28 protein-coding genes and 1 tRNA gene are annotated in these 25454 nt (G+C 53.3%); 6 read left to right on the top strand and 23 right to left on the bottom strand.

What is annotated here, in order from left to right; genetic code table 11:
* Positions 1–146: 146 nt before the first annotated feature.
* The 3 genes from fadJ to WFP70_RS10385 all read right to left on the bottom strand — a co-directional run bounded on the left by fadJ (position 147) and on the right by WFP70_RS10385 (position 4050).
* Positions 147–2276 carry a fatty acid oxidation complex subunit alpha FadJ gene (gene fadJ, locus WFP70_RS10395; protein WP_337023320.1) on the bottom strand — a complete coding sequence of 710 codons (2130 nt, stop codon included), beginning with the start codon at positions 2274–2276 and terminating at the stop codon, positions 147–149.
* Complete coding sequence (gene fadI / locus WFP70_RS10390) at positions 2276–3586, bottom strand: acetyl-CoA C-acyltransferase FadI (protein ID WP_034825169.1); 1311 nt, start codon at positions 3584–3586, stop codon at positions 2276–2278. The genes fadJ and fadI overlap by 1 nt, the downstream gene beginning before the upstream one ends.
* Before the next feature lie 167 nt (positions 3587–3753).
* On the bottom strand, positions 3754–4050 hold the full coding sequence (locus tag WFP70_RS10385) for a YfcZ/YiiS family protein (protein WP_072226461.1): 297 nt from the start codon (positions 4048–4050) through the stop codon (positions 3754–3756).
* 358 nt (positions 4051–4408) lie between these two features.
* Here WFP70_RS10385 and fadL point away from each other — a divergent pair, with 358 nt between their 5' ends.
* A complete protein-coding gene (gene fadL, locus WFP70_RS10380) occupies positions 4409–5692 on the top strand; it encodes a long-chain fatty acid transporter FadL (RefSeq protein WP_034825171.1) in 1284 nt (427 codons plus the stop codon).
* 53 nt (positions 5693–5745) lie between these two features.
* Here fadL and WFP70_RS10375 read toward each other — a convergent pair whose 3' ends face one another.
* The 12 genes from WFP70_RS10375 to ccmA form a co-directional block, all read right to left on the bottom strand.
* Positions 5746–6963 (bottom strand): mandelate racemase/muconate lactonizing enzyme family protein, encoded by a 1218-nt coding sequence (locus WFP70_RS10375; protein WP_337023321.1) that lies wholly within the window; start codon positions 6961–6963, stop codon positions 5746–5748.
* Complete coding sequence (locus tag WFP70_RS10370) at positions 6963–8273, bottom strand: MFS transporter (protein WP_337023322.1); 1311 nt, start codon at positions 8271–8273, stop codon at positions 6963–6965. Before WFP70_RS10370 ends, WFP70_RS10375 begins: the two co-directional genes overlap by 1 nt.
* 262 nt (positions 8274–8535) lie before the next feature.
* On the bottom strand, positions 8536–9303 hold the full coding sequence (gene mlaA / locus WFP70_RS10365; protein WP_045813678.1) for a phospholipid-binding lipoprotein MlaA: 768 nt from the start codon (positions 9301–9303) through the stop codon (positions 8536–8538).
* Positions 9304–9338: 35 nt separating this feature from the next.
* Positions 9339–10550, bottom strand: a complete 1212-nt coding sequence (ccmI, locus tag WFP70_RS10360) for a c-type cytochrome biogenesis protein CcmI (protein WP_097116547.1) — start codon at positions 10548–10550, stop codon at positions 9339–9341.
* The gene (locus WFP70_RS10355) at positions 10550–11005 is read right to left on the bottom strand and encodes a cytochrome c-type biogenesis protein (RefSeq protein ID WP_034825179.1); all 456 of its coding nucleotides are present in this window, start codon (positions 11003–11005) and stop codon (positions 10550–10552) included. The genes ccmI and WFP70_RS10355 overlap by 1 nt, the downstream gene beginning before the upstream one ends.
* The gene (locus WFP70_RS10350; RefSeq protein ID WP_337023323.1) at positions 11002–11559 is read right to left on the bottom strand and encodes a DsbE family thiol:disulfide interchange protein; all 558 of its coding nucleotides are present in this window, start codon (positions 11557–11559) and stop codon (positions 11002–11004) included. Before WFP70_RS10350 ends, WFP70_RS10355 begins: the two co-directional genes overlap by 4 nt.
* The gene (locus WFP70_RS10345; RefSeq protein WP_045831554.1) at positions 11556–13514 is read right to left on the bottom strand and encodes a heme lyase CcmF/NrfE family subunit; all 1959 of its coding nucleotides are present in this window, start codon (positions 13512–13514) and stop codon (positions 11556–11558) included. Before WFP70_RS10345 ends, WFP70_RS10350 begins: the two co-directional genes overlap by 4 nt.
* Positions 13511–13996 (bottom strand): cytochrome c maturation protein CcmE, encoded by a 486-nt coding sequence (gene ccmE / locus WFP70_RS10340; RefSeq protein WP_337023324.1) that lies wholly within the window; start codon positions 13994–13996, stop codon positions 13511–13513. Before ccmE ends, WFP70_RS10345 begins: the two co-directional genes overlap by 4 nt.
* Positions 13993–14226 (bottom strand): heme exporter protein CcmD, encoded by a 234-nt coding sequence (gene ccmD, locus WFP70_RS10335; protein ID WP_034825187.1) that lies wholly within the window; start codon positions 14224–14226, stop codon positions 13993–13995. Before ccmD ends, ccmE begins: the two co-directional genes overlap by 4 nt.
* On the bottom strand, positions 14223–14963 hold the full coding sequence (locus WFP70_RS10330; RefSeq protein WP_034825278.1) for a heme ABC transporter permease: 741 nt from the start codon (positions 14961–14963) through the stop codon (positions 14223–14225). The genes ccmD and WFP70_RS10330 overlap by 4 nt, the downstream gene beginning before the upstream one ends.
* Before the next feature lie 56 nt (positions 14964–15019).
* Positions 15020–15679 (bottom strand): heme exporter protein CcmB, encoded by a 660-nt coding sequence (gene ccmB / locus WFP70_RS10325; RefSeq protein WP_038649973.1) that lies wholly within the window; start codon positions 15677–15679, stop codon positions 15020–15022.
* Positions 15679–16293: a cytochrome c biogenesis heme-transporting ATPase CcmA gene (gene ccmA, locus WFP70_RS10320; protein WP_337023325.1), complete on the bottom strand. Its 615-nt coding sequence runs from the start codon at positions 16291–16293 to the stop codon at positions 15679–15681. Before ccmA ends, ccmB begins: the two co-directional genes overlap by 1 nt.
* 244 nt (positions 16294–16537) lie before the next feature.
* Here ccmA and WFP70_RS10315 point away from each other — a divergent pair, with 244 nt between their 5' ends.
* Both WFP70_RS10315 and WFP70_RS10310 read left to right on the top strand, forming a co-directional pair.
* Positions 16538–17458 carry a formate/nitrite transporter family protein gene (locus WFP70_RS10315; RefSeq protein ID WP_337023326.1) on the top strand — a complete coding sequence of 307 codons (921 nt, stop codon included), beginning with the start codon at positions 16538–16540 and terminating at the stop codon, positions 17456–17458.
* A gap of 86 nt (positions 17459–17544) precedes the next feature.
* Positions 17545–17619: transfer RNA gene (locus WFP70_RS10310), tRNA-Arg, on the top strand.
* Between the two features lie 119 nt (positions 17620–17738).
* On the opposite strand, the gene WFP70_RS10305 is transcribed toward WFP70_RS10310, so the two are convergent.
* From WFP70_RS10305 to WFP70_RS10295, 3 genes are all read right to left on the bottom strand, one after another.
* Positions 17739–18017 (bottom strand): hypothetical protein, encoded by a 279-nt coding sequence (locus tag WFP70_RS10305; RefSeq protein WP_337023327.1) that lies wholly within the window; start codon positions 18015–18017, stop codon positions 17739–17741.
* 161 nt (positions 18018–18178) lie between these two features.
* Complete coding sequence (locus WFP70_RS10300) at positions 18179–18451, bottom strand: hypothetical protein (protein WP_034825196.1); 273 nt, start codon at positions 18449–18451, stop codon at positions 18179–18181.
* Between the two features lie 172 nt (positions 18452–18623).
* Positions 18624–19499, bottom strand: a complete 876-nt coding sequence (locus tag WFP70_RS10295; RefSeq protein ID WP_337023328.1) for an AraC family transcriptional regulator — start codon at positions 19497–19499, stop codon at positions 18624–18626.
* Between the two features lie 182 nt (positions 19500–19681).
* On the opposite strand from WFP70_RS10295, the gene WFP70_RS10290 reads away from it, so the two are divergent.
* Complete coding sequence (locus WFP70_RS10290; protein WP_337023329.1) at positions 19682–20581, top strand: DMT family transporter; 900 nt, start codon at positions 19682–19684, stop codon at positions 20579–20581.
* Between the two features lie 37 nt (positions 20582–20618).
* Here WFP70_RS10290 and WFP70_RS10285 read toward each other — a convergent pair whose 3' ends face one another.
* Positions 20619–20858 (bottom strand): hypothetical protein, encoded by a 240-nt coding sequence (locus WFP70_RS10285; protein ID WP_034825199.1) that lies wholly within the window; start codon positions 20856–20858, stop codon positions 20619–20621.
* 266 nt (positions 20859–21124) lie between these two features.
* Here WFP70_RS10285 and WFP70_RS10280 point away from each other — a divergent pair, with 266 nt between their 5' ends.
* Positions 21125–22342, top strand: coding sequence for an L-lactate MFS transporter (locus WFP70_RS10280; RefSeq protein ID WP_337023330.1), 1218 nt, complete (start codon positions 21125–21127; stop codon positions 22340–22342).
* A 284-nt stretch (positions 22343–22626) separates the two neighbouring features.
* Positions 22627–22776, top strand: a complete 150-nt coding sequence (locus WFP70_RS10275; protein ID WP_166934934.1) for a hypothetical protein — start codon at positions 22627–22629, stop codon at positions 22774–22776.
* Positions 22777–22843: 67 nt separating this feature from the next.
* On the opposite strand, the gene WFP70_RS10270 is transcribed toward WFP70_RS10275, so the two are convergent.
* The 4 genes from WFP70_RS10270 to WFP70_RS10255 all read right to left on the bottom strand — a co-directional run bounded on the left by WFP70_RS10270 (position 22844) and on the right by WFP70_RS10255 (position 25439).
* The gene (locus WFP70_RS10270) at positions 22844–23125 is read right to left on the bottom strand and encodes a lipoprotein (RefSeq protein ID WP_038645632.1); all 282 of its coding nucleotides are present in this window, start codon (positions 23123–23125) and stop codon (positions 22844–22846) included.
* A 255-nt stretch (positions 23126–23380) separates the two neighbouring features.
* Positions 23381–24184, bottom strand: a complete 804-nt coding sequence (locus WFP70_RS10265) for a hypothetical protein (RefSeq protein WP_337023331.1) — start codon at positions 24182–24184, stop codon at positions 23381–23383.
* Positions 24185–24193: 9 nt separating this feature from the next.
* Complete coding sequence (locus WFP70_RS10260) at positions 24194–24646, bottom strand: universal stress protein (RefSeq protein WP_034825207.1); 453 nt, start codon at positions 24644–24646, stop codon at positions 24194–24196.
* A gap of 7 nt (positions 24647–24653) precedes the next feature.
* On the bottom strand, positions 24654–25439 hold the full coding sequence (locus WFP70_RS10255) for an IclR family transcriptional regulator (protein WP_034825209.1): 786 nt from the start codon (positions 25437–25439) through the stop codon (positions 24654–24656).
* Between the last annotated feature and the right edge of the window lie 15 nt (positions 25440–25454).

Here is a 25454-nt window from a genome sequence, read left to right as displayed (position 1 = left end):
GCTTCATTCTGCGAATGAACGCTGTGTTTTACCCCAATGGCTTCAGTATAGTCAACCGGTTGTTTATTAAATAAGCACATCTCAGAATGGTGCCGCACCACCTTCTTCATGGCACCATAACTAACCCGCTGAATCTGTGCGCCTATTCATATTTGTGCAGAAGTGTAAAAATTCGTTTGCGCTTCTGACATTGCCATTAAAGCGCCACAGGGCGCGAAACGATCACCATGTTGCTGCATTAATGCACGTAATGTATTGACGATTTGGCTGACGCCGCGTTGATCCATATAGCGGAACGGCCCGCCGAGAAAAGGCGGGAATCCGATGCCAAATACCGCCGCGATATCACCATCCCGAGCATTGCGCACCACGGACTCATCCAGACAGCGTGCGGCCTCATTCAGCATCATCATCACGCAGCGTTGCGCAATCTGTTCTTCGCTCTGCTTTGCCTGCGGTTTGACGCTAATCAGGTCATAGATTGAGGCATCCACTTTGCGTTTTCCCGGCCAGCGAGCCGCGTTGTAAAGGTAAAATCCTTTCTGGTTTTTGCGCCCTTTGCGGCCATCAGCCAGGATGGCATTGACCGCCTCGGGTGCGCTGAAACGCTCGCCATAAGCCTGCAGCAAAATCGGACTGATTTTGCTGCCGACATCAATGCCCACTTCATCCAGCAACTGTAACGGCCCGACAGGAAAACCGAACTTCACTAACGCGCGATCGATATGGTCCACCGGCTCCCCTTCCAGCAAACAGCGCATGGCTTCATTTATATAGGGCGCGAGAATGCGGTTGACGTAAAAACCGGGTTTATCGGCCACCACCACCGCTGTTTTGCCTTGCTGACGCGCCAGCTGAACCGTGGTCGCCAGCGTTTCAGCCGAGGTGCCCGCATGCGGAATCACCTCCACCAGCGGCATTTTGTCCACCGGGCTGAAGTAATGCAGACCAATCACATTCTCTGGGCGCTGCGCGTTGGCGGCAATATCACCAATCGGCAACGAAGAGGTGTTGGAAGCAAAGATAGTGTGCGGCTGACAATGACTTTCGATATCCGCTACCATCTGCTGCTTCAACGTCAAATCCTCAAATACCGCTTCAATCACCAGATCGCGCTGGCTGAACCCCTGAAAATCGATACCGCCGCTGATGCGCGCCATCTGTTGTTGACGCTCAGCGGGTTTCAGCTGGCGCCGCTTCACTTTTTGACTCAGCAGGTCCCAGCTGTATTGCAATGCATGGTTCACACCATTGAGATTGACGTCTTTAATTCGCACCGGAAAACCGGCTTTCAGCGCCGTTACGCTGGCAATACCCCCGCCCATCAATCCGCCACCGAGCACGCCGATGTGTTTTAATGCGCGCGGTTCAGCCTCGGCCACCGCTTCTTTCTTGATCGCGGTCGAGGCAAAAAACAGACTGCGCAGTGCCGCAGATTCAGGGGTCATCGCCAGCTGGCCGAAGGCGCGCGCCTCCGCCGCGTGTCCGGCGTGGCTGCCCTGCTCCAACCCCGTGCGCACCACTTGCAGAATGCGATCCGCCGCCGGGTAATTCCCCTGCGTTTTGCGGTCGGTTTGCCGTTTTGCCATCGCGAATAACAGCGAGCGCGCCAGTGGCGCCTGCATCAGACGATCGCGACGTGACAACTCACGGCGAACAACCTTTCCTTTATGCACACGCGCAATCGCCGTTTCCAGCAAGATGGATTGAGGCACTGCATCGTCAACGATACCCAGTTTCAGTGCCTGTTTAGCACGCAGCTGCTTACCACTCAGAATCAGCGGTAGCGCTTGCGGCACCCCAATCAGTTTTGGCAGACGCTGCGTCCCGCCTGAGCCAGGTAACAGACCCAACTGCACTTCCGGCAGCCCCAGGCGGGTTTTATCATCCAGCGTACAGATACGTGCGCTGCAGGCCAGCGCCAACTCCAGCCCGCCGCCGAGACAGGTACCGTGGATCGCCGCGACCACCGGGAAAGGCAGCGCCGCAATCTCCGCCATTACCTCTTGCCCCTGGCGGGCTAAAGCTTCCGCTTCTTCTGCCGTCTGGCAATCGGCGATCATGCTGATGTCCGCACCGGCGACAAAGTTATCGCTTTTACCCGAAATCAGCACTAATCCCGCCAGCTTCGGATTGCTGCGCGCTTCAGCCAGCACCGCTTTTATTTGTGGGACAAACTCCGCTTTCAGCGTGTTCATCTTTTCGCCCGGCACGTCGATGGTAATGATGCCGACATGATCGAGGCGCATGTGTAAATGGAATGCAGATGCGCTCATTATTCGGCCTCCAGAACCATTGCGCTGCCTAATCCGCCCGCTGCACAGGCGGTCACCAGTCCTAATCCTCCGCCGCGTCTCCGCAGTTCATGCAACGTTTGGGTGATCATACGCGCGCCAGTGGCAGCAAACGGATGGCCGTAAGCAATGGAGCCGCCCAACACATTGAAACGTTCTTCATTCACTTCACCCAAGGCATGCGGGCGATTCAGTACCTCTCGCGCAAAACGCTCATCACGGAACATTTTCAGATTGGCCAGCGTCTGTGCCGCAAAGGCTTCGTGCATATCGATCAGCGTCAGGTCGTTGAGGGTAATGCCAGCGCGATCCAGCGCCAGCGGAGAGGCATAAGCGGGACCCAGCAACATATCCTGCCAGACATCAATCGCAGTAAACGCGTAGCTGCGCAGATAGCCAAGCGGGGTAATCCCAAGCTCTCGTGCGCGGCCTTCACGCATCAAAATCACCGCGGCCGCGCCATCGGTCAGCGGTGTGCTGTTGGCTGCCGTGACGGAACCGTGGCGACGATCAAAGGCCGGTCGCAATTTTGCGTAGTCGCTAGCGCTGGCGTTAAAGCGAATGTTGTTGTCCTGCTCAATTGGTGCTTTCCATGGCGGTACAAAGGCCGCCATCACTTCCTGCGCCAGCACGCCTGACTGCCAGGCACGTGCTGCGTGCTGATGTGAGCGCAGCGCCAGAGCATCTTGTTGTTCACGTGTGATGCCGTGGGTTTTCGCCATTTGTTCGGCGGTATCCCCCATGCGTAAGCCGGTGGAATACTCTGCAACCGCAGGCGGCACCGGCAACAGATCGCGTGGGCGCAGACGGCGTAAGATTTGCAACTTTTTGCTGAAGGTTCGTGCTTTGTTGAGATCGACCAGCGCGCGCGCCAGCGTCTTGCTGACGCCAATAGGCAGTACCGATGAGGAGTCTGCACCACCGGCAATGCCCGCATCAATGGTACCCGCCATCAGGCTTTCCGCCACATTCGCCACCGCCTGAAAACTGGTGGCACAGGCGCGACTGACGCTGTACGCATCAGTGTGCACGCTCAATCCGCTGCTCAGCACGATTTCGCGCGCAATATTGGGCGCTTCCGGCATTTGCACCACCTGGCCAAATACCAGTTGATCGATAACGTCGACCGGCAATTCGCTGCGCGCCATCAACTCTGACACCACCATGCGCCCCAACTCCAGCGCGGGAATGCCATGAAAATCACTCGCCTGACGGGCGAAAGGCGTGCGTAATCCATGGGTTATGGCGATTCGTTCGCCCTGACGCGTCAGCAGCGGCTGCGCTTTGCTCATTGCACTCACCTGTAATTTACGACCGTAGCATCATTGCCAAACAGGTCTGACCTGATCATCAGTGTTAACCAGGTGTTGCTAAGTCGCCAATAACTGAAGAAAAAAAGTGCGAGGGAAGACACGAAAAAGAGAAAACGCTGCCGGAAGGGCTTCCGGCAGCGACAGGATTAGCGTAAGCCGAGTTGAAAAATCAAGGTTTCGGCCTGGCAGGCAAAAGTGAAATCAACATTCAGGCGTAGGCCTGGCGCTTCTTCAACGAATTCTGCGTGAATCTCGCAAGGCTCGGATTCAACCTGACGCGCTTTGTCCGTCAGGTGCTTCAGCATCGCTTCAGCCGCATGACGATCGGCAAAAGCGCCAGACCAGCTCGCCGTGCAATCGGTATTGTCCATTACGGTGCCTACATCTACGCAGCAGCACGCCGCCGTTTCCGTGGCACTGCATTTTTTAATGGCATCAGTCATTGTTTTCTCCTGACGATAAATCGACACAATCGGATCATTTTCTGACACAAAGTGTACGCCCCGCGCGGCCTGGCTTCTATCACTCAGCGGCTAAGTGACGAATATCACACTAAAAATTGATCCAGAACAAATTTGACCGCTATGCTAGATGGGCATCGACAAGATTTTGTTAAGCAGATCTGATTTTATCGATCAAACCGGAAATATTTAAAAAACATTATTGCAACAAATACACAGGTCAGACCTATACTCGTCGCACTGGTCTGATATGTGCCTTTGTCATCAGTCCCTACAATCCGCCGTCCTTTGTTACGCGACGTAACAACGTTTAATAATAAATCTAGATGAGGTTGTGGTCATGAACCATAAGAACCTGTTTGCAAAGTCAGCTGTGGCAGCTGCAGTGGCGCTTATCTCTTCCCAAGTTTACGCCGCAGGCTTTCAACTTAATGAATTCTCAGCAATTGGTTTAGGTCGTGCTTATTCGGGTGAAGGTGCGATGGGCGATACCGCCGCATCTGCCAGTCGTAACCCGGCGACCATGGCATTGATGGATCGCCCTTCTTTCTCCATCGGTACCGTTTATATTGATCCGGAAGTGGATATCAGCGGCCAGAGCCCAACCGGCAACAGCCTGAATGCGAAAAACATCGCACCGAATCAGTGGATCCCTAACCTCCATTACGTTCATCCGATTAACGATCAGTGGTGGGTAGGCGCATCCGTCACCTCTAACTATGGTCTGGCGACAGAGTTCAATGACGGTTACACCGCCGGCGGTTACGGTGGTAAAACCGACCTGATGACCGGTAACTTTAACCTTAGCACCGCTTATCGTTTGAACGAGCACTTCAGCTTTGGTGTTGGCTTTGATGCGGTTTACGCTAAAGCAAAAATCGAACGTTATGCGGGTGAAGCCGGCGCTCGCGTCGGCATGCCAGCGGATACTCAGGTTGCCCACCTGAAAGGTGATGAATGGGGTTACGGCTGGAACGCTGGCATCCTGTATGAAGTGGATAAGAACAACCGCTTCGGCTTCACCTATCGTTCAGAAGTCAAAATTGACTTTGACGGCGATTACAAGAGCAGCATTCCCACCGCTTACAACGGTACACCGCAGGCGATTGCTTTAGGTCTGCCTTACGGCACCAGCGGCCAGACCATTCCGGGTTCACTCACGCTGAACCTGCCAGAGATGTGGGAAGTGTCGGGCTGGCATAAAGTGGCACCACAGTGGGCCGTACACTATAGCCTGACCTACACCAGCTGGAGCCAGTTCCAGGAGCTGAAGGCCACGGGCAGCAACGGTCAGACGCTGTTCTATAAAGATGAAGGCTTCAAGGATGCGTATCGCATCGCGCTGGGTACCACTTACTTCTACGACGATAACTGGACGTTCCGTACTGGTATCGCGTTTGATGACAGCCCGGTTCCTGCCGATAAACGCTCAATCTCAATTCCGGATCAGGACCGTCTGTGGTTGAGTGCCGGTGCTTCTTACGCCTTCAACGAAAATGCGTCAGTCGACCTTGGTATCTCTTACATGCACGGCCAGAAAGTCACGGTGAAAGAAGGCCCTTACACCTTTAACTCCGAAGGTAAAGCCTGGCTGTACGGCGCGAACTTTAACTACAAGTTCTGATGCTGAAAACAGTGTGAAAAACGGCGACAGTGATGTCGCCGTTTTTTATTGCGCTATCCTTTTGCCGGCGCCAGATCCTTCACATCGGCTGGGCTTTCCCCCATTTGCAGATGCAAACGCCGATGACGGTACGGCGAGTGCTGCGCCACAACGTCCATATTCAACTCCACGCCTAAGCCCGGTTCATTTGAAGGGATGATGTAGCCCTCTTCCCATTGAATCGGCTGTTTAAGGATGGTCGCGTGGAAGCCATCCCAGGTTCCAATGCTCTCCTGGATAAGGAAGTTGGGCGTACAGGCGGCCAGTTGGATACTGGCGGCGGCGCCAACCGGACCGTTATAGAGATGTGGGGCAATCTGCGCGTAATGCACTTCTGCCAATGCAGCAATCTTCTTCGCTTCCAGCAATCCACCGACGCGCGCCACATTCATCTGTAAGATGCTGGCAGCCCCGGCCTGCAGCAGTTGGTGGAATTCGTATTTGGTGGTGAGGCGCTCACCTGCCGCAATGGGAATGGAAGTGTGCCGCGCGACATCGCCCATCGCTTCGGGTTGTCCCGGCGGGACAGGTTCTTCAAACCACAGCGGATCGAATTTTTCCAGCCGCTTAGCCAGGCGAATGGCAGATGAAGGCACCATCTGACCATGCGTGCCAAATAACAGATCGGCTTTGCTGCCCACTGCTTCGCGGATGCGCTTACAGAACAGCTCACAACGATCCAGCACTTCCAGCGAAAGCTGATGACCGGAGTAGGCTGTGTAAGGCCCGGCAGGATCAAACTTCACGGCGGTGAAGCCTTTCCTCACATTCTCGGCGGCGCACTCCGCAGCCAGATCTGGATCATCATAATCATATTCTCCTCGCGCATTAGTGGGATACAGATAGGTGTAGGAGCGTAAACGTGGCTGAACCAAACCACCAAGCAGTTGATAAACCGGTTTGTTCGCCGCCTTACCGATAATATCCCAGCAGGCCATCTCCAGGCCGCTCACTACGCCCATCATGGTGAGATCGGGCCTTTGGGTGAAACCACTTGAGTAGGTTTGGCGAAACAGCCGTTCGGTGTGATGCGGATCCTGATCTAACAGATAGCGTTCAAACACGTCCTGAATGATCGGCACCATCGCGTCCGGGTGAAAGGTTGCAGCATAAATTTCTCCCACGCCCTCGATGCCATCATCGGTCTTCAACTTCACAAACAGCCAGTACATGCCACCCAAATGCGGTGGAGGGACGGCAACCACATGGGTTTCCATTGAGATAACTTTCATCAGGCTTCCTCTTTGGTTTTAAAACGAACGTGTAAACGCCAGGCACCAAAAGCGCCGCATAGCGTGATAAAAACGATGTAGGCAAAGAAAAATCGGTATCCTGTCGCGCCAGGAAAATGTTGCGTGAGGTAACCGCTGAGCAGTGGAAGATAGATATCGGGCGAGTAGCCAATGACGGAAACTAAACCAATGGCTAAGCCGGTACAGTGAGGTGGGATATCGCAGCGATCGAGTAATGCCCAGTAAAGCCCGCGCACGGCATAGGCGAACATCCCCACCAACAGCACAAATGCAATTAAGGCCCCATGCGGAATGCCTGATGGCAGTAAAATCAGCCCTGTGACGCCCAAAGCACCACAAATCAGCACGCCACAAAGCACGCCAGCACGTGAAGTTTTATCCGCCAGCCAGCCACCGCCAATACCCCCAATCGGGCGCATCCACATTTTCCCAGCGGTAATAAACGCGGCCAGTGCCGCAGTGACACCATAATCAGATGTTCTTAAATACGCGGAGAAATTGTACGTTGACCAAAACAGCTGATAACCGCAGAACACCACGCTGGCAAGTAACCAAAGATTAGGCTTGCCCGCGATGGTTTTAAAATCCTGCCACAGACTGCCCTGACGAGCGACTACCCGTGGCTGAGACGCTGTAACTGAAGGATCACGGATAAAAGCGAGAATGAAGGCTAGAACCACGCAAAGTGTGGCGTACATCAGGATCACATGGCGGAAGCCCGTTTGCTCCAAACCCTGGGAAGCGTACCAGCCAAACAAAGCCACCGCGACCGTGGCGAGAGAAGCTTCAACCATGCCACGCCCGCCATCCAGTATGCCGAAAAACCTGCCGCGCTCATTAGACTGAGCAATAGCGCCCACACGCTTGATGACAGCGGACCAGAAGGTTAATCCTGTGGTGAGTCCCCAACTGGCGAAGATCAGCATCAATATTGGGAAAGGCGGTTGGCTGGCATAAAGAAAGCCCAGTAGTCCGGTCGCGAAAAGGGAGAAACAGATCAGGATGCGCGGGGCAATACGATCCGCCAGCCAACCACTGGGTAAATAACTCAATACAAATACAGTGCCAAGCATCGAGTAGAGCTGGCCAAGTTGCAGATCGTTGATGCTGAAATAGGCGATCAATGTCGGCTGATAATACTGGCGTAGATAGAGAAGCGGATAAATCGTCCCTGCGGCTAAAACCACTAGCATCAACTGGAACCAACGCTGGCCCACACTGAGTGTCATCTGAGCGCTTTCATGCTCGGGTATTGCCGTTTTCGTTGCGGTAGAAGTGCTGTCCGTCATGGCGATTCCTTGCTCAATAAATGAAATAAAACATCGTTTTAATTCACCCTACGTTAGCGAGCAGGAAAATGGTCAGCCAGTGGTATTGTTCACTTTGTTAAGTAATTGTGACCTTAAACGTACAAAAGCAAGGGAATTGGAATAGGTCCAAAAATTACTGTGAAGCGATTCTAACTATGACTAATTAATCATAACTTAATACTAATTAGCTAAAAAAATGGCGACACTTAAGGTCGCCATTTCAGATCTGCCATATTCGGCATTACTGTGAATCGATGTCCTTCAAATCATCCTGAATCGCACTGGCGTTCGGATTCTCTTCCGGTTTTAACTTCCCGCCGTTGGCGAGGAAATCATTACGCTGGAAGTAGGCGTTGCGGATAAACGCATACGGATCCTGCTGCTGTTTCAGGATGGCATCGGAATCCAACAGCTGTGCACGTGTTTCCACACCTTCCAGTGTCCATTTACCAATCGACATCGGCCAGGTCAGCCAACTCAGTACCGGATAAAGCGTATCGACATAGTCGCCGCCATCCTGACGCACCGTGAAGCTGCCATAACCCGGCAGAACCACATAAGGACCGTAGCCCACACCGTAACGACCCAGCGTGCTACCGAAGTGGTGCGGAACTTCTCGCGCCAGTTCAGGATTCGCTTTGCCCGCCACATCGATAAATCCGCCCAAGCCCAATACGGTATTGAGGAAGAAACGCGTGAAGTGGATTCCTGCCTGGCGCGGTTCACCCACCAGAATCGAGTTCAGCATGCTGGCCGGTTCGTCCAGGTTGCCGAGGAAATTACTCATACCACTGCGCGCAGGCACCGGCACGTAATCGCGCCAGGCAACCGCAACCGGGCGCACCACATAAGGATCCAGCACGTTCATGTTGAAGTTAAACATGGTGCGGTTAAAGCCTTCGAGCGGATCGCTACGCTGGGCAGGCTGCGTTGGATCGGCCGGTTTGGAACTGGCACATCCCACCAGCAGCAAGCTGGCCAGCGCCAGACCGGTCAGGCGGTTATTCATTCTTATCTCCCTGTGCGGTTGAATAATGTATCGCTTCAGGGCTGCTGTTGATTAATCTCCACAGCCAGTTGCTGATGACCATCCCAGGGGGTGATCGCGCTTAAGCCAAACCAGTCTCCCGACTGAGGATTGGCGCTACCATCGCGCGAAATACGCACCCTGACCTGCACCTGATGCTGCGCCGAAAGCAGGCGATCGGGCATCATGGCGTTGCTGTCATCCAGCGTGAGCGATAACGGGAAATGGCTCAGCGGTAAACGCTTCACAGCCACAGGCACCGGTGAAACACCGTCAGACACAGAAATATACAACACTCCGCCTTGCGGTAACATTTTTTCTGCCTGCGGAGTTAAACTCACCGTCAATGCCAGGTGACTATTTTGCTGTCCCGCATCAGTTTTCGCTTGTTCAATGCTGCGCTCTATCATGGTAATGCGCTTGTCACCCGCGGGCAGAAGCTTCAGCATCACCTGCCAGGCACCAATCGCTTGATCATATTGCTGCTGCTCAAAAGCATTAAATGCCAACAAGCTTAGGGTGCGCACGTTGCTATGGTCGCGTTTTAGCAGATCTTTCAGCATCACATTGGCCTGGCGGTTGTCCTGCGGATCGCTGGAGCGCGTCAGGACTTCGGCATAATCCTGCTGCAGTTCCAGATTATCAGGTGCCAGTTGCAATGCACGCTGGAAGGCCTGGCTGGCATTCGTCGCGTTATTCAGCACCATGCCAAGGCGGCCCAGCATCGTCCAGTCATTGAGGTTTTGCGGATCGTCTTGCAGAGCGGTGCGCAACCCTAATTGTAGGCGAGCCAACTCTTCCATGGTTAAGGGCGCCGCTTTGGGATCCATCACACGGGCGCGCAACTGGGGGTATTCCTGCTGCACGCTAACCCAACCGGCCAGTTGCGCCAGTCCACCTGTCTTCAGGTAAAAGCCAACCGACACCAGCAACAATACAATCAGTCCCGGCAATAGCACCCAACGGCTACTGCTATGGATGCGCGCGGCGTGCTCGTTCGGCACATCGGTGAGCAGCGTTTGTTGCAGTTCACGCACCATCTCCGGGCGCTCGGCAACCACGCCTTCCTCTTCATCACGCGCTAATTCGCGCAGGCGCTGCTGGTAGAAATCGGTATTCAGACGATCGCGATCGCCGCTAGTGGCTTGACGTTGACGCCAGCCTGCACTGAGAAACAGCGCCGAGGCCGCCACCAGCAAAATAATCAGGGTAATCCAGAATCCAGTCATTACGGCTTCCCGTCACGCTTAAGAATCGCCGCAAGGCGTTGTTGTTCATCGTCATCGAGATCGCTACGGGTTTTCCCCCGGCGATTGCGCAGAATAATAATCAAGCCGCCCAGCACCACAAACAGCGCCGGCCCCACCCACAAAATCAGCGTTGAAGGGGTAACCGGTGGTTCATAAGTGACGAAGTTGCCGTAGCGCGCCACCATATAATCGATGATCTGCTGGCGACTTTGGCCCTGCTTCATCAGCTCATACACTTTCAGACGCATGTCTGCGGCAATCATCGCATTGGAGTCGGCAATGCTGTTGTTCTGACACTTAGGGCAACGCAGCGAACCGGTGAGATCGCGGTACTGCTCTTCCTGCTGTACCGAATCGAACTGGTAAGTATCAATGGCAGCCCACAGGCTGGTGCTGAGCAGAATGCCCGCGATTAACAATAGAAGCCTTTTCACGCACCGGCCCCCTTGCTGTATTTATCCCACAGTGGTTTCACTTCTTCGTTCCACACGCGATCATTCATATCCCCCGCATGGCGATAACGAATAATACCGTGGCCGTCGATCAGGAAGGTTTCCGGCGCACCGTAGACGCCGAGATCCAGACCTAACATGCCGTCACCGTCATACAGGCTCAGCGCGTAAGGGTTGCCCAGCGTGTTCAGCCAGGTGACCGCTTTGGTGCGATCATCTTTGTAGTTCAGCCCGACGACGCGAATGCCCTTCTCGGCCAGCGTGTTGAGATACTGATGCTCAGCACGGCATGTCGGGCACCAGGTGGCCCAGACATTGAGCAGGATCGGTTTGCCGTCGGTCAGAACTTGCTGATCGTAGATTTTGCCCGGCTTATCGAGCGCTTCCAGTTTGAAAACCGGTACCGGCTTACCAATCAGCGCCGATTCCAGACGCGTGGGATCATCCCCATTAGCGTTGCGAGACAACTGCCACAACAGCGCGGCCGCCAGCAGCAGAAACAGCACTAACGGGATGAACATGATTTTCTTGCTCATGCCAGCTCCTCCTGCTGCGCTTTTTTGCGCGAACGATAACGTGGGTCCAGCAGGCACAATAGGCCGCCGACCGCCATAAACACGCCGCCGAACCAAATCCAGCGCACGAACGGTTTGTAATAGATGCGCACCGCCCAGGAACCGTCATCCAATTCTTCGCCCAATGCCGCGTAGAGATCGCGAGTGAAACCACCGCTGATTGCCGCTTCGGTCATCATGGTACGGGCTGCGGTATAGAACCGTTTTTCAGCATGCAGTACCGCTTCAAATTTTCCGTCACGCGTCACATCGATAATGGCGACACCGCCGCTGTAGTTCGGTCCTTGCAAATTGTGTACGTCGCGGAAAATGAAGTGATAGTTGTGGATATCCACGGTATCGCCTGACTTCATGCGCACATCGCGCTCAACGCTGTACTGCGTGCTAAAAGCGATACCCACCACCGTTACGGCAACGCCTAAATGACCCAGCACCATGCCCCAATGGCTGCGGGTTAAATGACGCAGGCCTTTGAAGAAGCTGTGGCGATGGGTAGCGCGCTCGTGCAGTTCCATCAGCGTCAGCAGAATCACCCAGATCGCCATCAGCAAGCCAATCACTGTCATCGCTTCAATGCGGTCCTGCAGCAGCCACGGCAGCGCGATCGACAAGATCAGTGTGACCAGCAAACCGACACCCAGGCGTTTCCACAACTTCTGCGGCTCATCGCGACGCCAGCGCACCAGCGGCCCAATGCCGAGCATCAGAGCGAACGGTGCCATCAACCAGGTAAACATGGTGTTGAAGAAGGGTTCGCCGACAGAAATACTGCCCAGTCCAAGCTGCTTATGGACTAACGGCAACAACGTGCCCAGCAGCACCACCAGCATGGCCGCAATTAGCAGAACGTTATTACCCAACAGGAAGGATTCGCGTGACCAGGCTTCGCTCTGCACGCGGCTGCGCACCTTGCCACCTTTGATGGCATAAAGCAGCAGCGAGCTACCAATCACGATTACCAGGAAGGCGAGAATGAACATGCCGCGCGCCGGATCGGAAGCAAATGAGTGCACTGACACCAGCACGCCTGAACGCACCAGGAAAGTGCCCAGCAGGCTTAATGAGAATGCCGTGATCGCCAGCAGCACCGTCCAGGATTTGAAGCTACCCCGTTTTTCTGTCACCGCTAGCGAGTGCATCAACGCCGTACCGGCCAGCCATGGCATGAACGAAGCATTCTCGACCGGATCCCAGAACCACCAGCCGCCCCAGCCCAGTTCGTAATAGGCCCACGCAGAACCGAGCACGATACCAATGGTCAGGAAAACCCAGGCTGCGGTGGTCCACGGGCGTGACCAGCGCGCCCATGCGGTATCGAGACGCCCTGCCATCAATGACGCAATAGCAAACGCAAATGCCACCGAGAAACCGACATACCCCATGTAAAGCAGAGGCGGATGGAAAATCAGCCCGATATCCTGCAGCATCGGATTGAGGTCGCTGCCATCAACCGGGAAGTTCGGCAGGGTACGAGTAAACGGATTCGAGGTGAGCGTAATAAACAGCAGGAAGCCGAGATTGATCATCCCCATGACTGACAACACCCGCGCCAGTGCATCCTGCGGCATGCCGCGACTGAAAATCGCGACGGCTACCGTCCAGGTACTGAGCAACAGCACCCACAGCAGCAGTGAACCTTCATGCGCGCCCCAGGTGGCTGCGATGCGGTAGTAAACCGGCAGCAAGGTGTTGGAGTTGGTGGCGACATAGGCCACGCTGAAATCGTTAACGATAAACGCATGTACCAGCACCACGAAGGCGGCAACGATACAGGCGAACATGCCCCACGCCAGCGGACGTGCCATCGCCATCAAACGTGCATCCTGACGGGTTGCGCCCCACAACGGATAAATACTTAATAGCAGCGCGAGTCCCAGCGCCAGGCAAAGCAGAAAGCTGCCAATTTCCGGCATCATGATTGAGCACCTGCCTGCTGATAAGTCGCTGCAGGTCCTGTGTGGTTTTTCTTCATCGCATCTTCAATTTCTGGCGGGGTGTATTTTTCGTCATGTTTTGCCAGCACTTCTTTGGCATTGACCAGGTTGCCGCTTTCAAGCACGCCCAGCGCCACCACGCCCTGCCCTTCACGGAACAGATCCGGCAAGATGCCTTCGTAACTTACGCTGATCACGCCGTTGGCGTCATACAGCTTGAAAGAGACAGCCAGCGTTTTCGGATCGCGCTTCACGCTGCCAGGCATCACCATGCCGCCGACGCGCAGACGTTGCCCGGTTTCCGGCATCTGATGCGCTTCACCTTTGCCGTACAGAATTTCACTCGGGGTGTAAAACAGGTCAATGTTGGAACGCAGCGCATACATCACCAGCGATGTGGCCAGGCCTAAGCCGACCAAAATCGCGACCACCACATACAGGCGGTTACGACGACGGATATTCACACGGTTTCTCCTGCTGCTTCACTGGCAGCTTTTTTCGACTTGGCCGCGCGAATGCGGCGCTCCCTGGATTGACGCTGGCGAATTTCTGCCAGCAAACGGCGGCGGAACAACAGGGTATGCAGCACCAGACCGAATAAAGGGATTAACGTGAGGATGACGGCGAGCCAGACATAGAAGGCATAGCCGCCCATGGCGAAGAAGTCGCTCCATGATGAGAAAGCCGGTGTCATGCTTTGCGCCCTCCCTGAGCCACATCGATCGCCCATGGACGATGGCGCTCGCTGAACAGGATCAGGTTACGCAGGCGCATTAGCGTCAGCGCGCCAAACACCAGCAGATAACCGAGAATGGCCCAACGCAGCGGCGTCCGCATACTCGGCGCAATTGCCTGCTGCAAAATGCCTGACGATCCCTGATGCAAGGTGTTCCACCACTGTACCGAGAAGTGGATGATGGGCAAGTTAACCACGCCCACCAGAATCAGAATGCCTGCGGCACGACCGGCGGTGCGACGATCCTCAAACGAGTGATAGAGCGCAATCACGCCCATATAGATGAACAGCAGCACCAGTTCCGAGGTTAGGCGCGCATCCCAAATCCACCAGGTGCCCCACATCGGTTTGCCCCAGGCGGAACCCGTCACTAACGCGATAAAAGTAAACACCGCACCAATAGGCGCCATCGCTGCCGAAACCAGATCCGCCATCTTCATCTGCCACACCAGGCCGATAAACGCGGCAATCGCCATGGATGCGTAAACGCCCATTGACCACATCGCGGCTGGCACGTGAATGTACATAATTCGGAAGCTGTTGCCCTGCTGATAATCGGCCGGTGCAAAGCCGAAGCCCCACACCCAACCAAGCAGCAGCGTTGCCACGCCAAGCACGGCGAACCACGGAATTAAGCGACCGCATAGCTGGTAAAGCCGCTCAGGCTTCGCCCACTGGTGTAACCATTTCCACATTTGCATAGCTCACAATAAAAAGAATTCGGATACCGGCTGCTCTGGGGCAGCACGGATTAATGCAGACTAATGCGCAAAGCCGCAGCAGTAGCAAACGGCGAAAGTGTTGCGCTCACTGCCAGCATCGCGCCAAGAATTGCCAGATAGCCTCCGATCGGCAATCCCTGACCGGCGGCATCGATGGCCGCGCTGGCAAAGATCAGAACAGGTATCGACAACGGCAATACCAGTAAACTCAGAAGTACGCCGCCACGCCGCAGCCCAACGGTCAGACCGGTGCCAATCGCACCAAGAAAACTCAAGGTTGGCGTGCCGAGTAAAAGCGTCAGCGCCATCGCGCGCCAGCCAGCAAAATCCAGTGACAGGAGTAGTGCCGCCAGCGGCGACAGTAAAATCAGTGGCAAGCCCGTAATCAGCCAGTGAGCAATCACTTTTCCCAGCACCGTGACGGGCAACGGTGTCGGTAGCAAAAGTAGTTGCTCCAGCGAACCATCCAGAAAATCATCACGGAACAGTCGTTCAAGCGCCAGCAGTGAGGCTAACAATGCCGCAACCCACGCCACGCCTGGCGCAATGCGCGCCAGTTGCTGAGGATCCGGCCCGATACCTAACGGAAACAGCGTGATAACAATCAGGAAAAACCACAGCGGGTTAATCACCTCGGCACCGCTGCGAAATGCAATTTTCAACTCACGCTGAATCACGCGACCTAACATCAAGCCCACTCCGAGATGAGGCGGATTTTGCGCACGCGTTCACTCTCATCAGGCAAATCCTGATGGGTAGTCAAAATCACTGCGCCTCCGTTATCGGCATGTTCAGCGAAACGCGCCATTAATTTTTCCACGCCGCCTTTATCAATGGCCGTGAGCGGTTCATCCAGAATCCAGATTTTTGCCGGGCTGAGCCACAGGCGAGCCAGGGCTACACGCCGTTGCTGACCTGCGGACAACTGCGCAACCGGCACCTCTTCATATCCCAGCAAGTTCACCTGCTCCAGCGCGTCGAAAATCACTTCTTCATCACGATCGCCGTGCCAGAAATGCAGGTTTTCCAGAGGTGAGAGTACCGACTTCACACCAGGATGATGGCCAAGATAGAGCAAGTTTTGATGCCATATTTCGCGCTGCTGACGAATCGGCTGCGATTGCCACATCACTTCGCCCTCTTCTGCCCGGCTTAATCCAGCCAGCAGACGCAGCAGTGAGGTTTTTCCTGCCCCGTTAGGGCCTTCAATTTGCACAATGTCACCCGGTTGCACTTGGAAGCTCAGACCATGAAACAGGGTTCGCTCATCACGAACGCATGAGAGATTAATGACTTCGAGCATGAAAGAGGGAATCGCAGCTGTGAAATAAGGCGGGGATAATACCACAATGAATCTGTGGGCCGAAGTCTGTGAGGTAGCTCTCACTTCCCCCAAAGGGGGTATTCGTGCGCATCAGATCAAGGAATTGCGCAAAAAATCGCCTCAGTTAAAATCTTGTTACTCTTAAATTGAATCTTCGTAACATTTCGCTCTTGAAAAAACCGTCTACGCTTATTACGCGTTGGCATTATCACCAGGGGAAAACATGAAGCAATCACCATCCATTTCAGAACATGACAATGATGTCGAGAGCGACGAAAAGGACCAGGGGAAAGAGATTGAAGTGGATGAAGATGCCCTGCCCTCACGGGCTGCTGCCATTCATGAAGAGATCCGCCAGGATGGCGAGAAAGAGCTAGAGCGCGACGGCATGGCCTTATTATGGTCTGCCGTGGCTGCGGGGCTCTCCATGAGCGCTTCGCTGATGGCAAAAGGGATTTTCCATGTGCATTTGGCCGATGTGCCAGGCGGTTTCCTGCTGGAGAATCTGGGTTATACCTTCGGCTTTGTCATCGTCATTATGGCGCGCCAGCAACTGTTCACTGAGAATACAGTTACTGCGGTATTACCGGTTATGCACAAACCCACTGGCGGTAATTTCATGCTGTTATTGCGTCTGTGGGCCATAGTGCTGGCAGGAAATTTGATCGGTACGGCGCTCGGCGCATTGGCGTTTAATCATATGCCGATTTTTGACGAGGCAACTCGCCAGGCCTTCACCGTGATCAGCGAAAAGGTGATGGACAACTCCCCCAGCGAAATGTTTGCCAATGCCGTGATTTCAGGTTGGATTATCGCCACCATGGTCTGGATGTTCCCTTACGCGGGCGCGGCCAAAATCGTGGTGATTGTGATGATGACCTGGCTGGTTGCCCTCGGCGATCTGGCGCATATCGTGGTGGGTTCAGTGGAAGTGCTGTATCTGGTGTTTGCCGGCACACTGCCCTGGCAGGATTTTCTCTGGCCGTTTGCGCTGCCTACCCTGCTGGGAAATATCACCGGCGGCACGTTGATTTTTGCACTGATTAGCCATGCGCAAATTCGCAACGATATGAGCGAGGCGGCGAAGGCCAAAGCGAAGGCGGAACAGAAGCGCAAAGAGAAAGCGCAGAAGAAACAACAGTGATCTGTGGCACGACATTGTTGATAGATTGAGCAAACAGGATTTACACGGTTAAATTCTGCTGGTCGGTACGCTATACTGCGCGCCGCGTCTCCTTAGTTAAATGGATATAACGAGCCCCTCCTAAGGGCTAGTTGCAGGTTCGATTCCTGCAGGGGACACCATATCGCCGTTCGCTGCCCTCCTCATCCCCCTTTATATAAGCCAATCGCCGAATCATTGGCACGCAAAGATTTTTGATGAGTGGCGGTGGGTTTAACTAAACCAAGACGGCTACGGGTATTCATGAGAAATAGAAATGCGCTATCAACTTGTAGACCGTAGTGCCAATAGCGATTAAGGCTGGAACACCGAGTAAAACAGCCAACTTCGCTTCAGAGATCTTTTTATCAACTGCATCTGTCGAAGGCTTTTTAACGAGTGACTCTTTAAGACCTTCTAGTTTTTCAAGCACGGCAGCCATGTTTCTATCGATTGATTTTACATCGGCCTTTAGCTCTTCAACATCACGTCTAATATGACTGACGTCAGATTCAAGTTTTACAACGCGCGCTTCAAACATGTTTCCTCCAGCCTGGTAACTATAATTCTGATCATAAGCAATGCCATCCCCAGGCAGAAATCTACTCCTGGTAAACATGCGAATCCGAATGGACGTTGGATGTGACGAAGGGCAGCTTGCGGTGTTCATCATTCCCTCATATTGGCTTTAGGTCTAATCCCTTAAAACAGCCAGCGCGCTATACCTAAGCTGAGTCCAGCCGCGCTCATTATTCCACCCAGGATCCATTTGGTTTGTTTGGTCATCTCTATGTGAATTTTGGCGATCTCTACATGAGTTTTAGCGATTTCCTGATGTAAATCGGCTTTCGTTACGTAGTTAGACTTGATCACCGCCAGGTCGGTTTTCACCGTTTCCATATCGGTTTTCAACGTTTTAATATCTGCCTTCATTTCAAATACATCGGCTTCAAGCTTTGAAACGCGCATTTCCATCGTTACCACTCCGCATAAGCTAAACATGTAATTATCACATCAAAAACAACATGTTAATGGATGGCATTGTATCTAAGGCGAAGAAAAGTTCATCACAATTAGCATGAGAGTGAATGAATCTGAGATGTTTCTCGAAGGTAGAAACTGGCTGTTTCAGGTAATTACAGCGGAATCAAAGCTGGTGCGCGTTTTGGCGCCATGCGGAAGGGGTGACACCATGCAACTGGCGGAAACGGTTACTGAAGTGACTGGAAGAGTGGAAACCGCAGCGCAGCGCGATCTCAGTTAACGGCAGAGCGCTGAACTTTAGCAGTTGCAGTGCGGTATCCATACGACGACGCATCACGAACTGATGTGGCGCTTCGCCCACGCTGCTGCGGAACATGCGAGCAAAGTGATACTCACTCAATGAAGCTTCCGCAGCTAATTGCGCCAGCGTCAACGGCTGATCCAACTGTGCATCAATAAAAGCCAACACGCGCCGCAATACCGCGGGGGCTAATCCGCCGCGCACCTGTGGCACCTGCCACTGCACTTCACTGTAGCTCTGCAAAAGATGCGTCATTAACAACGTTGAGGCACTGCTCAGCATCAATTGATTGGCGGGTTGCTGCCAGTCAACGCTCAGCAGGAAATGGCGATAAAGTTGCGTGATGCGATCGTCGTCGGCAAAGATCTTTTCATGCAGGTTAAGTTGGGCGGGGCTGCGATCCCAAATCTGTTCGCCAAGATGACGCAAGTGCTCGTCAGTACAGTAGAGATGCACGAACGACAAATCGGCGCGTAAATCCCAGGTGGATTCAATACCAGAAGGCATCAGGCAGAAGCGATCCGGACCACCGCCGTTGCGCCAACCATGCTGAGTTTTATGCCAGGTGTCATAGCCATCCGCGGTATACAGGCTGAGCGTATGGTGATCGCTAAGATTAGTGACACGATCGCCACTATTAAACCAGGCCGCCAACTTGATGCCACCCGAAAGCTGCACGCTATCGTGCAATTGCGCTTTATGGCGCTGCAGCATGTCGAAGGTTTGATAATCGGGCATCAAAGGCATCCACTCACAGGTTAATAACGCACAGTTTACGGATCTCCACGGCCAGAAAACAGGCCAACGCAGGACATCCGTGTAAAAAGCGCAAGATTTTGCAATTCGCGCGCAACCGCGTGCAAGCAGATGGCCATCATGATCGTCACACTTCAGGCAATGATTTTGCTGGAGAGAATGCGATGAACATTATGTTGTACCTTGCGGTGGTGTTGATTTGGGGCACGACCTGGATTGCAATATTCCTGCAACAAGAAGCGGCTAACACGCCGGTTCTGGTGGCGGTATTCTGGCGCTTTTTGCTGGCCTCAGTACTGATGCTGGTGATCCTGAAGCTGATTAAACGCCTGCGCCCGCTGGATAAGCAGGATCACCTTTTCTGCTTACTGCAAGGCTGTTGCGTATTTGGCTTCAACTTCGTTTGTTTCTATCATGCGGCAGCGTGGATCAGCAGTGGCCTGGAATCGGTCATCTTCTCCATGTCCGTGCTGTATAACGCGCTCAACAGCTGGATCTTTTTCCGTCAGCGCCCACCGTTTCGCCTGTTGCCCGCGGCCGTGCTTGGTTTGGGGGGAATTGTTGCCTTGTTCTGGAATGACATTCAGGCAGCACACCCGGCTCCGCAACTGCTGTGGGGCGTTGGGCTGAGCGCGTTGGGCACGCTTGGATTCTCATTGGGTAACATGATTTCGACTCGCCATCAGCGCCGTCAACGTGATGTGCTAACTACCAACAGCTATGCCATGTTATATGGTGCAATTGTTATGGCAATCATCGCACTATTGAATGGCGATTCATTAGCGCCTGCGCTGAATTTGCAGTGGCTTGGTTCGATGAGTTATCTGGCCATTTTTGGCTCTGTGCTGGGATTTGGCGCTTATTTCACACTTGTCGGTCGTATCGGAGCCAGCCAGGCCGCCTACTGCACACTGCTTTTCCCATTGGTGGCACTGACGTTGTCGACTATTTATGAGGGATATCAGTGGCACGGCAATGCCATCGTGGGTCTGTCGATGATTCTGATGGGGAATATGGTGATGTTTGTGCGCTGGCCCACGGCACGCAAATTACGCCTGGCATGAATAGCGAGAGCGGGCATTGCGCCCGCTCTTTGGTCCTCTAGCGCCAGCCCTGAACGCCGATATTGAGCTGGTGAGGTTTATTGATGGCTTTTCTGGCAATCCAGTAAAGCAGAACGCGTTCATCATCTCTGTCGCGATCGGCCATAGCCAGTAATTTCAGCGACAGCGTGGATTTATTCACAGGCTGATGCTCATCGCTTAACTCGATCACCGCCTGACCGATGATGCAGCAAACTTCATCCTCGCTTGACGCGGATTCATATGCTCGGTCTGTCATATTTCCTCCTATTGAGTGAATCTTAAGCCTGGCAAAAAACTGTCATCTTGCAGTGAAATCGGTACGCTTATAACACCCGGTTACACATGCTTACCCATGGCAACCGCTACGCTTAAATTGACATCACTGTGACCCAATGCCATTCATACCCGTATTACTGCATTTCATTCCTTCATCCTGTCTCTTGATGCCCTGCTTCGCCCCACGCGCGCGTAAGCTGCCTATTATCGCTGCAGATTCCGCATTCCCTGAGGGGAGAGATAAAAATGAAAACAGAACTATCCGCGCAGTTGCAGCGCACCCGCATGCTTACCCTTATCGGCACCATCATCACTCAGTTTGCACTGGGTTCGGTTTACACCTGGAGCCTGTTTAACGGCCAGTTGGCGCATAAGCTTGATGCGCCAATCAGTCAGGTTGCCTTCTCGTTTGGTTTACTCAGCCTGGGCCTGGCGATTGCATCGTCACTGGCGGGAAAATTACAGGAGCGCTTTGGTGTGCGTAACGTCACCATCGGCGCCGGGATTTTAATGGCGATTGGCTTTTGGCTGACCGCTCATGCCGATAACCTGATGATGCTGTATCTCAGCGCCGGCATCCTGGTCGGTTTAGCGGATGGCGCAGGATACCTGATGACGCTGTCAAACTGCGTGAAGTGGTTCCCGGAGCGCAAAGGATTAATCTCCGCCTGCTCGATTGGCGCTTACGGCTTAGGTAGCCTCGGCTTCAAATTTATCTGTGGCGCGTTGCTCAGTTCTTATGGTCTGGAGAACACCTTTATGATTTGGGGTGTGCTGGCGATGAGTATGATCATTGTGGGTGCGCTGATGATGCGTGATGCCCCTATCCAGCAAAGCAGCGGTAACGCGAAAGTGCTGGAAAAAGATTACACGCTGGCGCAATCCGTACGCTTGCCACAGTACTGGATGCTGGCACTGATGTTCCTCACTGCCTGCATGAGCGGTCTGTATGTGATTGGCGTAGCGAAAGACATCGGCGAAGGGATGGTCCATTTGACCACGCAAACCGCTGCTAATGCCGTGACTGTCATCGCGATTGCTAACCTGAGTGGTCGTCTTATTCTCGGCGTACTCTCCGATAAAATGGCACGTATTCGCGTCATTTCACTGGCACAGATCGTTTCACTGGTGGGCATGAGCATTTTGTTGTTTACCCGGATGAATGAAACCACCTTCTTCCTGTCACTGGCCTGTGTTGCCTTTAGCTTTGGTGGCACCATCACCGTGTTCCCTTCCCTGGTCAGCGATTTCTTTGGTCTCAATAATCTGACGAAAAATTACGGGCTGATTTACCTGGGATTCGGTATCGGCAGCGTGATGGGTTCACTGGTGGCTTCCGTGTTTGGTGGTTTTACCGTGACCTTCAGCTTGATCATGACACTGCTGGTGATTTCACTGGTGTTGTCGCTCAGCATCCGTCTGCCAAATCGTCAAAACGTGACTGAACCTTTGCTGCATAATTAATCTCAACAGATGCCGCATCACTGTGCGGCACCTATTTTCTCCATCTTTTCTGCGTAATGTTTTAAGAGTTGAGAACGGCTGTTATTTAGGATTGCATTTCAGATTATTCGCGTTATTATCATCAGGCATTCGGTTTTATCTGATTGGTTTATTTCCCGCCTTGACGTTTTTAGCTTTAAATTGACATATCTGGTAATAGATCCAGAAATAACTCTACATTTACTGCATCTTCACTCCACTTTTCCCCGGTAATCTGGCTTCATTGGAAAAGAGGAGGACTCTCCATGAAAACACTTATTAAAGCTGCTTCGGTTGTTGCCATTATGACGATGTTGAGTGGTTGTATCGTTCATGACGGATATGGTCGCGGACCGGGCTGGGGCCACGGTGGCGGCTGGCATCATGACCATGGTTATCATGGTCGCCATTGGTAATTGGGCAAAGCACACACAGCACATAATAAAAAAACAAAAAGGGCGGGAATTTATCCCGCCCTTTCTTTTAGCTTTTTACCGCGTAATTACATTGATACCAGGCTTTCTTTAATCCGGGCAGATGGCTGTCCTGTGCCGGCAGCGATTCCACTTTATCAAATCCACGCTGGTTACAATAATTCGCCAGATCGACTTCCATCGCATCTTTATTCAACGTTTGCGGGTCATAACGATATTGCACGGTATTTGAGCTTTTATCTTCATCGACACGTTCAAATCCACCGGGTTTGCTGACACTACAACCGGCCAGCATAAAAAGCGCGAGTGCGCTAATAAGCATTTTTTTCATTAGGGTGTCCTCTTCCAGGCGAAGCAGTCTAAATGCCAATGCCGCACGCATCTATAGGAAACTGGCGCGAAATAGTCATTTTTAAAAAGTTTTTACCAATCAAATCAATAAAATCAAACGGTTTTTCATATCACTTAACCGATGCCATGATGCTTTCAGACAGCACGAAGTCTGCACCACACCAGGTGACACGAGAAAAAAAACGGAAAGTGACCTTTATGCCCGCGCTGAGCGGGCTTTTTTTTACGCGTAAACCTAACCGGTAAGGCTGACCATCTTACGCAAAAGGTTGGCGGACTGTTTGGCAGGCAATGCGAGAATGCCGCTGTAAAGATCAATCGACATGGCGCACATGGCGCTGCGATCGACGGCAGTATCAGCAGGCATGTTGAGTTGCTGGAGCTTATCACCCCACTTGCCGTAAAGTTTTTCCACGACGCTTTGCAAATCACGTTGCGCGCCCTGCTGATCTATCGGCCGCTCTTCACCCGTACTGTTTTGCAGCAGTAAATCTAACGCCAGGGCATCTCGCTGATACAACGTCGGTGACAGCGCTTGTTGCAAATTGATGCCGCCATTTACCTGCGGGTAAAGGAAGCGGAAGCAGCGTTGTGGCTCCGGTTGCTGCAGTGCCTGCATCTCCTGCACTGACACACGCAAATAATTGAGCAGCGTCTCGTCATCTGCACGCGCCATACGCTGATTAACCAGATCCATCAGCCATCCACGTAACTCGCCCAGCGCCTGGTCAGCAGGCACGCCTTCCATACGCTTGTGCAGTAACTCGCGATTAAGCATTTGCCACAGCGCCGGCTCCTGTGTTTTGAGCTGACGATAGCCGGGTGCGAGGCTTAACTGATTTGCCACCTCGCTTTCCAGCGCCTGTCGCTCCTGACGTGGATGTAACCAGCTAAACCACAGCATGTTCGCCAGGATTAACGGCAGTAAAAACAGCACTAACCCCTGCCATAAGCGGAGTGCCGTGGTGCGGATCAGAACGATGATAATCACCGCCAGCAGCGCAAACGCCGCCAGCGTGATAGGTAAGAGGGAAAACATGGAGCGTGATTAATCCTTGCGAACGTCAATCAGAACCGGGCAGTTGGCGCGCTCAATCACAGCCGCACTCACCGAACCTTTAAGTAAGCGATTAAAAGGAGAAAGATGACGGCGACCGATGATGATCATGCTGGCCTTCAGTGCATTGGACTGCGCCACAATGGTTTCCGCGGCTTCACCAGCCAGAATCAAACCTTTGGCAGCCACCCCGGCACGCAGTAGCGGGGCCAGCGCGTGACGCACCACCATTTCAGCGGTGTTTTGTTCATCTTTTGCCGCGACGAAATCATCCGGATCTTCGCCCGCATCAATTTCGATCGGCTGATTGCAGGAGGAATAAGCGGGATCGACACAGCACAACACCGTGACCTGCGCCTGTTGCGCCAGCGCCTGTTCAATGGTTAACGCGATGACTTTTTCTGCCACCGGTGAATTATCAATGGCCATCAGCAAGGTTTTCATCAGTTGGTTATCCTTCCACAGCGGTCATTTTGCCAATTTCGCGAATCAGCGCCTCTTTGCATTTCATGATTTCATCACGATAACGCGCTTCCTGTTTATGAAAACGCGCCGTCGGCACCAGCAGCGAAATGGAGAAGCGACCGAATAGCGTGTCAATCGCCACCGCCATGGTGGAAATTCCTTCAAGCGTTTCGCCACGATCAATGGCCAGACCGCTGTTACGCACCTCAGCAATCAGCTCCAGCAGTTGTGGCAAGGTTTTCACCGTCATTTCGGTCAACTCTTTATACGCTTCGCCGACCATCACGCGCACATCTTCATCACTTTCCAGTGCCAGCAGTGCACGACCGCCTGAAGTGCTGTAGAGCGGGAGATTCAAACCGATGCGTGGCACCACGCGCAATTCCCGGGATGCCACCACATAGTGAACAATCGCTAACTGCGTGCCACTGGCGCGTGCCAGCGAAACGGTTTCGTTGATATCGGCGGAGAGTTGTTCCAGAAACGGACGGACGATTTCGACCACATCACTGTGCACGCTGGAGATCAGCTTGAGCAGTGCCGGTCCCAGACGAAGCCCGCCCGCCCCGCTGCTGCGTACCAGTTGTGCGCTATCCAGCGCGGCGATAATACGCTGCACCGTTGAACGTGGCAGATCGACCACCTGCGCAATTTCGCCCAGACTCATGCCGCCCGGATGTTCACCCAGCGCATTCAGAATTTTTGCCGCACGCGCGATGACCTGAATGCCACCCGCTTTTTCATCCTCACGGCTTGAGGGAAGTTCAACCATTGTGCGTTCCTTTTT

Origin of the sequence: Pantoea sp. USMM079 (genome assembly GCF_037153115.1) — a bacterium.
In the GTDB taxonomy this organism is placed as follows: domain Bacteria; phylum Pseudomonadota; class Gammaproteobacteria; order Enterobacterales; family Enterobacteriaceae; genus Pantoea; species Pantoea communis.
The sequence above is the reverse complement of the archived record's forward strand: the minus strand, read 5'-3'. Positions and strand labels throughout refer to the sequence as shown.